The sequence below is a fragment of the Nocardiopsis sp. MT53 genome (assembly GCF_019598965.1).
GTDB lineage: Bacteria > Actinomycetota > Actinomycetes > Streptosporangiales > Streptosporangiaceae > Nocardiopsis > Nocardiopsis changdeensis.
In genome coordinates, this window is sequence record NZ_CP080599.1 from 4,872,652 (window position 1) to 4,885,200 (window position 12,549).

Genomic DNA, 12,549 nt, shown 5'->3' on the forward strand with positions numbered 1-12,549 from the left:
CGCATATGAACACCAAGGAAGGGGAGTCGTACCGATCCCCTTTTTTTCATGTGCTCTCCCCCCAGGAGGACACCGCGTGACCGACGACCCCGTCACGACAGCCCGTCCCCACCAGGAGGAATGGCCCGCCGGGCTGGACGTGCAGGACCTGCTCGCCCAGGGATGGCGCCCCACGCCCTTCCTCCAGTTCATCCTCAAGGTCCACAGCCGCTGCAACCTCGCCTGCGACTACTGCTACATGTACGAGATGGCCGACCAGGGGTGGCGCCGCCAACCCCGGCGGATGGCCCGGCCGATCGTCGACAGGGTCGCCGAACGCATCGCCGCGCACGCCCGCGCCCACGGCCGCTCCCGGGTGGACGTCATCCTCCACGGCGGCGAACCCCTGCTGGCCGGGGTGGACCACCTCCGCTACGTCGCCGATGCCCTGCACAAGACCTGCGACCCCGACGTGCACGTGTCCCTGCGCCTGCAGACCAACGGCGTCCTCATCGACGACGCCTTCCTCGACCTGTTCGAGGAGAAGCGGATCCGCGTCGGCGTCAGCATCGACGGCGCCGAGGAGGACCACGACCGCCACCGCCGGCGCGCCAACGGCCGCGGCACCCACGCCGAGACCCGGGCCGGGCTGGAGCGCCTCACCCGCCGCCACCGCCACCTGCTCTCCGGGCTGCTCGCCACCGTCGACCTGGAGTCCGACCCTGTCACCACCTACGAAGCCCTGCTGGAGTTCGACCCTCCCGGCATCGACCTCCTGCTGCCCCACGGCACCTGGGACACGCCGCCCCCGGGGCTGACGGGGGAGAGCACCCCCTACGGCGACTGGCTGGTCGCCGTCTTCGACCGCTGGTACGGGGCTCCCGAGCGCGAGACCAACATCCGCATGTTCACCGAGATCATCCGCCTCGTCCTGGGCTCCCACTCGCGCACGGAGACCATCGGCCTGTCCCCGGCCGCCATGGTGGTGGTCGAGACCGACGGCTCGGTCGAACAGGTCGACACCCTCAAGGCCGTGGCCGAGGGGGCCGCGGCCACCCCCTTCCACACCCTCACCCACGACTTCACCGAGGCTCTGTACTCACCGGGCATCGTCGCCCGGCAGATCGGCGTGCGCGCCCTGAGCGCCACCTGCACGGCCTGTCCCCTGGTCCGGGTGTGCGGCGGGGGCCTGTACACGCACCGCTACCGGAGCGGCAGCGGCTTCCGCAACCCGTCCGTGTACTGCGCGGACCTGGCACGCCTGATCACCCATGTCCACCGCACCGTGGCCGCCGACGTGGCCCGCATCCGGGAAGAAAACTGAATGTCCACCACCGCATCCGTTCCCGACGAGGTCTTCGACGCCCTGGCCGAAGGAGGGGGCGGACCGTCGGCGACCGCCCACCTGCGCGCCGCCCAGTACGGCAAGCACCTGCTGCTGGTGCGGCGGGTCCTGGACGCGGCCCGGGAGGCGCGCCACCCGGACGCGGGCCGTGCCGAGGAGGCGTGGTGGGCCCTGATCGCGGCACAGGAGGCCGCCCCCGAGGCGGTCGCCGCCACCCTGCGCCACCCCACCGTCGGGGTCTGGGCCCGGCGCACCGTCCTGGCCCTGGAAGGGCACCGCAGGGAGGACCCCCGGGTCGCGGTCCTGGCGTCCCTGGCCGCGGCCGCCGCGCTGCGCGCCGGAACGGCCCTGCGGATCGAGGTCCCGCTGGACGGGCCCACCGCCCCGCTGGTCTCCCTGGGGCGGGCCGTGGTCGGCGGCAAGGGCGGCGCGATCGCCGAGGTGGCCGGCGGGCGGGCGGTGTTGAGCACCCGGGGCGGCGAGGTGGCGGTGCCCGACGACCCGCACCGGGACGGGCCCGGCTGGCAGGCCCTACGCAGAATGGAGGCCGAGCACGCGGGGCACCGCCTCGCCCTGCTCCTGGACGACCAGGAACCCGACCGCATGCCCGGGGCCGACCTCGTGCCCGGGCGCCTGAGCGCCCGGGAGGCGGAGCACTGGCGTGCGACGCTCCGCGAGGCCTGGGAGATCCTGGTGGAGCACCACTGGACGATCGCGCGGGAGACGGCCGACACCGTCTTCACCCTCACGCCCACCCGGGCCCGGGGCGGCGCCCACACCAGCGCGACCGCCCGGCACGCCTACGGCAACCTGGGACTGTCCACACCGCCGAACCCGGTGGCGCTCGCACTCACCTTCGCCCACGAGGTCCAGCACGCCAAACTGACCGCGCTGTGGGACCTGGCCCCGCTCACCCTTCCCGACGACGGCAGCCGCTACTACGCGCCCTGGCGCCCGGACCCCCGCCCCGCGGCGGGGCTGTTCCAGGGGGTGTACGCCCACCTGGGCGTGGCCGGCTTCTGGCGCCGCCACCGGCACACCGTGACCGGAGCGGAGCAGGAGCGCGCACACGCGCAGTTCGCGCACTGGCGGCGTTCCACCCTGGACGCCGCCCGGGTGCTGGCGGGCTCGGGCCGCCTCACCCCGGCGGGTGAGCGGTTCCTGCCCGCCACCACCCGGACCCTGCTGGCCTGGCAGGACGAACCGGTGCCCGCGTCGGCCGCGGAGGCCGCCGACCGGGCGGCCCGGGAGCACCTGGCCCACTGGACCGAGCGCAACGGGAACTCCTCAATCACTGGAACCTTCTCCCATGGATAGCGCGGCCTCCACCCGCGACGCATGTACCGAACCGATGGAGGAAAGATGGGTGAGCGCTCGCTCGAGATGTTCACGGGCTTCGGTGGTACGCCCCTCTTCGTGTAGACACCGACCCAGCCCTTCCAGCGCGAGAGATTTCTCCAGGGGGAGTGAGTGTTCTACAGCAGTGGTGAGAGCGCCATCGAACGCTTGCCGTGCGCAAGGCACGTCGCCGCTGCCCAGATGAACGCGGCCGAGGCGGTATAGGAACCGCGCCTCCTCGCGTCGAGAACCGATTCTTCGGGTGATGGACAAGGCATGTTCTAGATTCTCGAGGGCGGAGGCGTGATCGCCGAGTGCGGCTTGCGCGGATCCCAGGGCGGCTCGGGTCTCCGCCTCCCTTTGTGGGCTGATCCTCTCATTGAATATATTAAATGTTGCGGACAGAACCGAGATGGCTTCGTCGTATTCCCCGGAGGTCTCGTGGAGGATTCCGAGCTTGGAAAGAGCGCATGCCATCCCCGAGACGGCCTGTAGGTCTTCGAATATGTTTGCGGACTCGCGCAGGTCAGTGGTGCCGGAGAGGAAATCCCCGGTGTCGCACTTGACGGATCCCAAGTAGTGCAGGGCGTTGGCCTCACCAAGCCGGTTGCCCAGTTCTCGGTATTCTTGCAATGACCAGCTCAGGTCGGCGATGGCCCCTGGGTAGTCTTCGGTTAAATACTTGACTTCTCCGATACTTCGAACCGTGTTGACGAACTCCCGGTGGTTTCCCAGTTCGGCATATATCTCCCTGGCCTCTTGAAGTTCCAGGATCGAATCTTGGTACCCCAGGATATCGGTTCGAGCTCCGCCTAAATAGTTCAGTGAGATCGCGATTCCGAGTCGATCGCTTAGGGATCGGAAGAGGAAAAGTGCCTTTTCGTGGCTTTTTACCGCATCGGGGAAGAGGCCGCTTCGTCTTTGTACGACTCCTATGTGATTGATTGTTTTGGCAGACTTTCCGATATCCCCGATTCTCTCGTAGCCCTCTTTTGCTTGGTTGAGGTAGTCCAAGGCTCGAGAGAACCTGCCGCGCATTCTTTCGTTCAGCCCTCTTTGCATGAGCGTGTTGGCTATTCCTCTGGGGTTTCCCAGGGACTTGAAAATGGTGTGGGCCCGCCGTTGGTCGGCGTCTCCGGCCTCCGTGTATCCGAGCGAAGTCTGCACTCGCCCCAGTGCAGTGAGCGCGTTTCCTAGAGCGAGTTCATTTCCCAGGCGCTCGGCCGCTAACACTGCGATTTCTTGGAGCTCTCGGTCCACTCCTAGAAACCCCTCTTGCCAGAGAAAGAATGAGAGCACTCGGGGGAGGCCTAAGGCGTGGTCGTTCAGGTTTTGCTCGATGGCTCTCCGGGTGGCTGTGCGCAAATTTTCCAACTCGGATCGCAGCCATGATCGGGCCTGGCCGGGTGAGATGAATTCGGAGAGGGTTTCGGCAAGGACGACTCCGGGGAGCGGGGATATGGAGCGGCCTTCATAAAGTATTGCATCCGCCGCATGCGCGGTGGCGAGAAAGTAGTCCAGTGTTCTTTTTATCGTTTGTTGCCTGCTGGCTGAAGATAAAGAATTGAGTGCCCTTATTTTCAAGTGCTCGGATATCAGGTCGTGAAAATTGTAACGCTCTCTGGTCGCCTCCAAGATGAGGTGGCGATCATAAAGGGTGCTCAGATTATTTCTTGCGGTGTCCGGGTCGAGCCCGGTGGCTGCCGCCGCCGAGTGTACATCGAATTCCGAGCATGGATGGAAGGAAAGAAGGAGGAGAAATCTTTGAACGTCACCAGGGAGGCTATCGAAGGACAGATCCAGTGCGGCGGCCACGGAGACGTCCTCCGTTCTTATCGCACGAACCCGGTTTTTCGCCGAGACCAGATCGTCCACTAGGTCCCGTACCCGCCAGGAAGGACGGTGGGCCAGGCGCCCCGCCATGATTCCGACGGCCAGGGGCAGATGACCGCACAGGTGAACGAGTTCGTCCACATCTTCGGCTTCTTCGGTGTCGGCTCTCCGGGACAGGCCGGTGAAGAGCAGTGCCGCCTCTTTCGCGGAGAGGGGGGAAAGTGTGAGGGGGGTGGCCCCCGCGAGGCCGCTCATCCGAATGCGGCTGGTCACAAGGACAAGGGAACCGCCTTCGCCGGGCACAAGTGGCCGGACCTGGGCACTGCCTGCTGCGTCATCCAGGATCACCAGCATCCTCTTGCCCTCGGTCCGGCGTCTCCAAAGGGCAGAACGCGCCTCCACGTCCTCCGGGATTTGTTCTAGAGGGATCCCGGCTCCGACCAACAGTGAGAGGAGGGCGTCACCGGGCTCAGCTGGGCGCCGTTCGGGGGAGTGACCGTGAAGCTGGGCATAAAGTGCGCCGTCAGGGAACCTGTCTTTAAGGAGCCTGGCGACTCGAAGAGCGAACGCAGTTTTTCCGACACCGGCCATCCCGTCGATCGTGTGGATGATCGTTGTCCCGGAATCCTCGGAGGCGGCAGCCGCGGCGGTCAACGCTTCGATCTCCTCGGTCCGTCCTGTGAACACCGGCGTACTGCTCGGTAATCCACCAGAAGTCGACTGCCCGGATCCGCTAGCGAGGAGTACACCACCATGGATGCTTCGGGCTTGGATTATGGTGTTCCTGTCACCCTGGGAGAAATTGTCGGCGGGCATCTGGCTGTACTTCTCCTGAGAGGGGATGCTGGTAGAGGTACATGAACTCTTCGGGAGGTGCCGGTGTCGGAGAATTACGTGTCTGTGGTGGACCTGACCAGTCTGTCCCTGCTCGATGTCAAGGACTTGGGAGGGAGCGTGCTCGGCTCGGTTCTGCACCGGATCCTCGGAGCACAGGGCGCCGACGATTCGGAGGCCTGTGCTTTCTTTGCGAACGAAGGTGACGACGGGGACGACCCTCTGCGGGGTTCCCGGGACGATGGACAGGGGAGCGGTCGAGGGCAGGGGTAGGGCCCCGGGCCGGGGTCAGAGCTGGCGGGGGTCGAAGTCGAAGGACAGCCGACGCCCGTCGTGGAACGCCTGGGTGAACTGGTGCTCGGCGCCGTGCACCCGGGTGAACAGCGGACCGACCTGTTCGCGCAGGGCTTCGGCCTCCTCGCCCTCCCCCTCCGCCCGCAGGTCCATGGTGAGGTTGGCCGCGCAGTTCAGGGTCAGCGGGTGCTCCTCGCCCAGCAGCGAGCGCAGACGGCGCAGGGTGCCCCGGCCCAGCCGGGCGGCGTTCTTGGTGTCCCCGAGCGCGGCCAGGTCGCCCGCCAGGTTCATCGCGACGCCCAGGGAGTAGTGGTGGTCGCGCCCCAGCTTGGCCTCCAGACCGGCCAGCGACCGCTCGTTGAGCTCGCGGGCGCGTTCGTTCTCCCCGACCAGGCGGTACAGGAGGGCGACGTTGCTGGTGCACCCGTGGTTGTAGGGGTGGTCCGAGCCGTAGACGTCGTCGTAGCGCAGGTCGGTGTCCTCGGCCAGCTGCAGGGCCTCCGACAGCGCCCCGGTCATGCGCCAGGTGTTGGCCAGGCACATCGCGGCGGCGAGGGTGTTGGGGTGGTTCAGGCTGTACAGGCGCAGGTGCCGTGAATGTCCGTCCTGGGCCAGTTCCAGGGCCTGGTCCAGGTCTCCGTTCATGCGCAGGGAGGTGGCCAGGCTGATCTGGGCCTGGAGGGTGCGCGGATGGTCGGCCCCGAGCTGTTCGATGCCGTAGGCCAGGGCCTCCTCGCCCATGTCGCAGGCCTCGGTGTAGTTGCCGAGCAGGCGGATGACGGTGGCCAGCCCGTTGAGGTAGGACAGCAGGGCCGGGGAGCCGGGGGAGCGGGTCTGCCGGTTGTGCAGCAGGTAGACGCGTTCGTTGAGGTCCCGCGCCCTCTCGAAGTCGCTGGTCAGGACGTAGTCGATGGACAGGTTGTACATGGCGCGCAGGGTGGCCGGCGCGGTGGGGCCCAGTGTCTCCTCGTGCAGGCGCAGGGTCTCCTCGTCGTGGACGCGCGCCTCGCGGAAGTCCCCGGAGGTGCGCATGTCCGCGCCCAGCCCGGAGAGCACCGACAGGGTCAGGGGGTCGGTCGGCCCCAGGACCGCCCGGGCCCGGGGCAGCAGCGCCCGGTCCAGGTCGTGGGCCTCCCGGTAGCGTCCCGCTTCGCGCAGCCGGTTGCCGTACTTGATCTGCGCTTCCAGCACATTCGGGTCGTCGGGGCCGGAATCCTGCGACCACTGTTCGATGAACTCGTGCGCGTAGCGCTCGTTCATCGCGTAGTTCCCGGAGGCGTAGAGGAAGTCCAGGATGTCGAGCGCGAACCGCCGGGCGTCGTCGGCGGTGCTCTCGACGATCCCGGAGGGGCGCAGGTGGGGGATCAACTGGAGGAAGCGCGTACGCGAGTCCGGGTCGCTCGTGCCGGTCGGGGTGGCGGTCGCCAGCAGGGTCCAGACCTCTTCGCGGACGGCCGTGCGCTGCTCGGCGCTCAGCTCGGCGCGGACCAGGGTCTGGATCAGCCGGTGGACCTGGATGGTGCGGTTGGTGCCGTCCAGGCGGATCAGCGCGTAGCGCCCCAGGTGCCCGATGGCCCGGCTCAGCCGGATGGGGTTGTTGAGCAGCTCCGTCATCACCGGGCGGACCCGGGGGTCCTCCACCGGGAAGAAGATGTCCCGGGGGATGGGGTCGGGGCCGAAGAACGAGCAGCAGCGGAGCAGCTCCATGGCCTCGGGCAGGTTCTCCTGGAGCTTGCTCACCGACAGCTGCCAGGCGGCGGTCATCGGGGCCGGGTACTCGGTCGGCTTGCCCTCGCGGAGCAGGGAGGCTGGCTGTTCGGAGAGGAGCCTCAGGTACTCGGCGTTCGACATGCCCGTCTCCGCCCGCAGGGCGCCGGCCTGCTCCAGGGCCAGGGGCAGGTGCCCCAGGGCCTCGGCGAGCTCCTCCGCCTCCTTGCGGGTGATGCCGCGGGGGATGCGCTTCTTGAGGAACTCGACGCTCTCGGTCTCGGGGAAGACGTCCACGGAGACGGTCTGGGCCGTCGCCTCCCAGCGGTGGTTGCGGGAGGTGATGAGCACGTGTCCGTGCTCGCCGCCCTCGGGGATGACGTTGCGCAGGTCCTCGGGCTCGTCCGCGTTGTCGTAGATCAGGAGCCACCTGCGGTGGGGCTCCCCCCGGCGCAGCGCGTCCAGGACGTTCTCCGAGGCCTCCTCGATCCCGCTGACGTTCACCCCGGGCAGACCCATGTGGGGGGCCAGGTGCGCGAGGGATGAGCGCACCAGGCCCGGCTGGTCCGCGTTGATCCACCACACCAGGTCGTACTCGTACCTGTACAGGTGCGCGTACTCCACCGCCATGAGGGTCTTGCCGACGCCGCCGTAGCCGTGGAGAGCGTGCGGGACGACGGCGGTGATCTGGCTCATCAGCCCCGACCTGAGCTGTTCGAGCTGCCGGGTGCGCCCGGTGAAGTTCTTGTTGCGCGACGGTACACCTCCCCACACCTCGGGGAAGCGTCCGGAGGCCCGGTTGCTCGTCGGCTTGTGCACATGGGTCACTCGGTTATCCTCCGGATTCACATATGTCACACCGGAAACTCTTTTCTTGATTCCGGTCGGGGGCTGGTCTCGGTGTGATCGTTCCGATTCCCGGGGTATTGCAGAGACAGGTGGCCTTCAGGGTAGGACATCGGCTACCGGAAGGACAGTGGGTGGAGGTCTGGAAAGTTCGCGGGAAGCGCGCGAGAATGGTTTCCGAAAGTCGTCGGACTTCGCACGCATCGATGTGCGGGAAAGAGTGGACGGTGCGAACCAAGGAACCCGTCGAGCGCCTGCCCGACCTGACCGTCTCCGGATGGTCCCTGTGCGATGTCGACGCCTTCGGCGAGTCCGCCATCGCCGCCGCCCTGCGGACGATCCTCGATCCGGACGGGGCGGAGAACGAAGCGGTGGCCGCCTTCGAGAACGAGGGCGGCTAGGAGAGGACGGCCTGCCGCCGGAGGCGGCGGGCGTTCTGGTGCGGACGGGGCCGGCGGTCTTCGGCCCCGCCGATCCGAAGGTTCCGATCGGGCGTCCCCGAAACCGGTCCCCCGTACGCGGAGACGGCGTCGGCGCACAGGGGGCCGACCGGGCGGGACCGATGCCCTCTCGCGGCCGGTATCCACTTCCGGCGTTCTGTTTCCGCTGGTCAAAGGTCATTCCATGAAACGAGCCGGCATTAATTCGGAGAGGGGTCCGGGACCGTTCATCGGTTCGCGGCCTTTCCGTGCCCTGGATCGCCTTTTCTTTCACGGACGCGAGAAAGAGACCGCGGAACTCGTCTCCGCGTGGCGGAACCACCGCCTCACCGTTCTGCACGGCGACACGGGGGTCGGGAAGACCTCCCTGCTGCACGCGGGCGCCGTCCCCGCGATCACCGACCGGGCCGGAGAAGTGCTGGCCGACGGCGGCCGGCGGTGGTCGGACGCCGGGCTGCCCGCAGCCGTCCTGCCCGACCAGAACCCCTACACCCGCGCGCTGGTCTCCTCCTGGGACCCCGACGGCCCTCCCGGCCGCTCCGTCGCGGACCTGGTCCGTGCCCGCGCCCGCGCCGACCGCTACGGCCTGCCGGTCCCGGTGTTCGCGGCCGTGGACCGGCTGGAGTTCCTCCTGCGCCCCGGCGGAGCGGACGAACAGAGCCGGCGCGACCTGCTGGAGGAGCTGTTCTCCTGCCTGGAGGAACCGGGGGAGCTGCGCCTGCTGCTCTGTGTGCGGGCCGACCACTGGGACGAACTGCGCGGCCTGCTCGACAAGCACGCCCTGCGGTTCGCCGAGGTTCCCCTGGGCCCGCTGTCGGTCCCGGCCGCGGCCGACGCCGTCGACCGCTCCCTGGAACGCGTGGGGCACGGACTGGACCCGGGCCAGGGACGGCTGCTCGCCGGGGCGCTGGCCGCCGCGGCCCCGGCAGGGGGCGGCGACGGGACCGTGGACCCGGGGCTGCTCCAGCTCGCCGGCCGGGCGATGTGGGAGGAACGCGCCGACCGGGACCGGTCCCTCAGCGGGGATCCGGACGCCGACACCGACCGGGCCCTGCGCGCCCATACGGCCCGCGTCCTGGCGGAGACGGCGGCCGAATGCCTCCTGTCCCCCCGCGCGCTGCGGGGCTGGCTCGACCGCGTCCTGGCGTCGGGGGACCAGGGGGCGCGGCCCTTCCGCGGCGGCGAGAACGCCGCCCGCGCGCTCCAGGACGGACACCTGCTGACCCGGCACCACGCCGACGGCGCCTATGTGGTGCGGCACCCCCGCCTGGCCGGGCCCCTGGCCTCCCCGGACCGGCTTCCCGAGATCCCCCGCGACGCCGGCGCCCACTTCTCCTTCGCGTGCCGCAACAGGGAGCAGGGCGACCTCCCGGTGGCCCGCGAGCACGCGCGCAGGGCCCTGGCCGCCCGGCCGGCGCCCCGGTCCGGGGGGCGCGCCCGGATCGTCTCCCTGCTCGGCGACCTGGCCTTCCAGGAGGGCGACCTCCCCTCCGCGGCCCGTCTGTACCAGGAGGCGGCCGGCCTGTGGACCTCGGCGGGGGAGGGCACGGCCGTGGGGTACGTCCTGGTCGCACAGGCCCGCTGCCTGCTGCTGGCCCGCGACCGGCCCGCCGCGCTGAACGTCCTCGGGGCCTCGGCCGGCCGGGCCGGCACCGACCCCGGGCTGCAGACGGGCCTGGGCCAGGCCCTGTGGCACGCGGGGCAGGCCGAGTCGGCCCTGGACGTCCTGGACCGGGTGCTGGCCCGCGACGCGACCAGCACCGAGGCCCGCCGGACCCGGGGCGAGATCCTCGCCGACCAGGGGGAGGCCGCCTCCGCGCTGCGCGACCTGGAACGTCTGCGGACCCCGGACAGCCCGTCCACCCGGACCGCCCGGGCCCTGGCCCAGGCCACCCTGTCCGGTGTCGGTACCTGGTCAGAAGAGCTGGACGAGGCCCTGGCCCAGGCCTCCGACAGCGGCCCGGTCCTGCTGCGCGCGGCCCGGGTGCGGCGCCTGCGCGGGGACCGCGACCTCGCCGCCCGGCTGGCGGCACGCGCGGTCAGGGCGCACCATCCGCCCCTGCCGCCGCACCAGGTGTCCACCGCCGCACGGCTGTCGGAGGAGGGGTGACGGGAGTCCTGGCCCAGCTGTCCGATCCGACCGTGCTCGTCGCGCTCATCACGGGGGTGACCACCGCGACGGCCACCATCACCGCCTCGGCCGTCACCGGCGGGCGGGCGGTCAGGGCCGAGGGGGAGCGGGCCCGCCACGCCCTGGAGGCCGAGCGCGTCCGCTGGGAGCGGGAGGACCGGGACCGCGGGGCGGAGTCCTTCGAGCAGCGGGTCGACGACGTCCGCAGCACGGTGCTGCGCTTCAACGTCACCGCCCGGTGGATCCTGCACGTGCGCAGGACGGGCCCCTCGGGGCAGGGAGGGGACGACCTGGCCGGGCTGCTGGAGCGGCTGCCCGACGAGGTGTTCGCCGCGCTCACCGCCGTCGAGCGGCTGCGGACGGCCCTGCCCGAGCGGGAGCGCGGCCTGGCCGCGGAGCTGGCGGGGGCGGTGGAGGAGGTCTCGACCCGGGTGATCTCGCGGGAGCACATCACCCCCGACGAGATCAGGGAAGGGCCGGACGCGGCGCTGCGGCGCCTGCTGGACGCGGTCTCCCCGCCGCCGACCGTTCCAGAACAGGGAGCAGGAGCGTGACGGCCAGCGCGACCGCCCCGACCCCGGCCAGCAGCAGCACGGAGGTTGTCCTCGGGGACAGGTACTCCAGCAGGTAGCCGCCGCACACCATGCCCAGGGGCAGGGCGCCGCTGGTGAAGACCCGGTCGGTGCCGATGACCCGGCCCAGGAGCCGCGGGGGGACGTGCAGGGCGCGGTAGGTGCCGCGCGTGACGTTGATGTGGGCGCCGACGAACCCGATGGTCCCCCAGGTCAGGGGCAGCCCCACCATGAGCCAGTGCGGGTCCAGGCTCAGGGCCAGCACCAGCACGGCCAGGGACAGCACCCAGGTCCACACGCACAGGGCCACCATGCGCGGGGCCGAGACCCTGCTCACCAGGTGCGGGGCCAGGACCGAGCCGAGCAGCCCCCCGACCCCGGTGGCCGCCAGGATCGCGCCGATGAGGTGGGGCGGCAGCCCCCGGTCGGTGGCCACCAGCATGATGACCAGCCACACCACCTGGAACACGGCGTTGGTGACGGCGCACACCACGAGCGTCAGCGTCAGCAGGCGGTCGCGGAGCAGCAGGACCAGTCCGGCGGAGAACTCGCGGACCAGGGAGGGGCGCCGGCCGGGCGCGGGTTCGTCCTTCGGGCGCATCCCGCGGGGAAGGAAGACGGTCCCCGCCAGCACGCACAGCGACACGACGGCGTTGGACAGCACGGGCGCCCACGCCGCCAGCCCGAACAGGAACCCGCCCAGGGGCCTGCCGATCATCTGGGTGCCGTGGACGTGGGCCTCGTTCTTGGCGGAGGCGGCGGCGAGCTCGCTCCGGGGCACCAGGCAGGGGACGGCGATGGTCGCCGCCGCCTCGAACAGCGTCGAGCAGACGGCGTGCAGAGCCGTCGCCGCGGCGAGCAGGTGGACCGGCGCCGACCACAGGACCACCGGGGCCACCAGCAGGACGATGACCATGAGCCGCCCCGTCTGGGCGGCCAGCATCATCCGGCGCGGGTCCCCGCGGTCGGCCAGGACCCCCAGGGGCAGGTGCAGCACGAGGTTGGGGACCAGCCCGGCCGCGGCGATCCAGGCCGCCGTCACGGGCGACCCCGACTGCGCCAGGGCGAGCAGCGGCACCATCAGGGTGAAGGTCATGGTGCCCAGGCCGTTGAGCGCCCCGCCGCTCCACAGCAGGGCGAAGTGGCGCCGCCACGGGGGGCGGGCGCCGGTGTTCTCGGGGACGGGGGGCGGTGCCGCGGCGCGGGTCCGGGCGGTCACCCCGTCCATGC

Annotated in this window: 8 protein-coding genes; 5 read left to right on the top strand and 3 right to left on the bottom strand. The window is 70.1% G+C overall.

What is annotated here, in order from left to right:
* Positions 1-76 precede the first annotated feature (76 nt).
* Together K1J57_RS21550 and K1J57_RS21555 are read left to right on the top strand one after the other, a co-directional pair.
* Positions 77-1,303: an FxsB family cyclophane-forming radical SAM/SPASM peptide maturase gene (locus K1J57_RS21550; RefSeq protein ID WP_255646475.1), complete on the top strand. Its 1,227-nt coding sequence runs from the start codon at positions 77-79 to the stop codon at positions 1,301-1,303.
* Complete coding sequence (locus tag K1J57_RS21555; RefSeq protein WP_220560408.1) at positions 1,304-2,641, top strand: HEXXH motif domain-containing protein; 1,338 nt, start codon at positions 1,304-1,306, stop codon at positions 2,639-2,641. It abuts the gene before it with no gap.
* On the opposite strand, the gene K1J57_RS21560 is transcribed toward K1J57_RS21555, so the two are convergent.
* Positions 2,612-5,470 (bottom strand): tetratricopeptide repeat protein, encoded by a 2,859-nt coding sequence (locus K1J57_RS21560; RefSeq protein WP_220560409.1) that lies wholly within the window; start codon positions 5,468-5,470, stop codon positions 2,612-2,614. The genes K1J57_RS21555 and K1J57_RS21560 overlap by 30 nt on opposite strands.
* A 147-nt stretch (positions 5,471-5,617) precedes the next feature.
* On the bottom strand, positions 5,618-8,158 hold the full coding sequence (fxsT, locus tag K1J57_RS21565) for an FxSxx-COOH system tetratricopeptide repeat protein (RefSeq protein ID WP_255646476.1): 2,541 nt from the start codon (positions 8,156-8,158) through the stop codon (positions 5,618-5,620).
* A gap of 245 nt (positions 8,159-8,403) precedes the next feature.
* Between fxsT and K1J57_RS21570 the strand changes: the two genes are divergently transcribed.
* From K1J57_RS21570 to K1J57_RS21580, 3 genes are all read left to right on the top strand, one after another.
* Positions 8,404-8,577: an FXSXX-COOH protein gene (locus tag K1J57_RS21570; protein ID WP_220560410.1), complete on the top strand. Its 174-nt coding sequence runs from the start codon at positions 8,404-8,406 to the stop codon at positions 8,575-8,577.
* 223 nt (positions 8,578-8,800) lie between these two features.
* Positions 8,801-10,726 (top strand): tetratricopeptide repeat protein, encoded by a 1,926-nt coding sequence (locus K1J57_RS21575; protein WP_338151209.1) that lies wholly within the window; start codon positions 8,801-8,803, stop codon positions 10,724-10,726.
* Positions 10,723-11,301, top strand: coding sequence for a hypothetical protein (locus K1J57_RS21580; protein ID WP_220560412.1), 579 nt, complete (start codon positions 10,723-10,725; stop codon positions 11,299-11,301). The genes K1J57_RS21575 and K1J57_RS21580 overlap by 4 nt, the downstream gene beginning before the upstream one ends.
* On the opposite strand, the gene K1J57_RS21585 is transcribed toward K1J57_RS21580, so the two are convergent.
* Positions 11,213-12,547 (bottom strand): MFS transporter, encoded by a 1,335-nt coding sequence (locus K1J57_RS21585; protein ID WP_220560413.1) that lies wholly within the window; start codon positions 12,545-12,547, stop codon positions 11,213-11,215. The genes K1J57_RS21580 and K1J57_RS21585 overlap by 89 nt on opposite strands.
* Between the last annotated feature and the right edge of the window lie 2 nt (positions 12,548-12,549).

What these genes read in the sequence shown, in the direction of transcription:
- K1J57_RS21555 (WP_220560408.1), top strand. Translation starts at nt 1,304, where the DNA reads ATGTCCACCACCGCATCCGTTCCCGACGAGGTCTTCGACGCCCTGGCC.
- K1J57_RS21575 (WP_338151209.1), top strand. Translation starts at nt 8,801, where the DNA reads ATGAAACGAGCCGGCATTAATTCGGAGAGGGGTCCGGGACCGTTCATC.
- K1J57_RS21585 (WP_220560413.1), bottom strand. Translation starts at nt 12,547, where the DNA reads ATGGACGGGGTGACCGCCCGGACCCGCGCCGCGGCACCGCCCCCCGTC.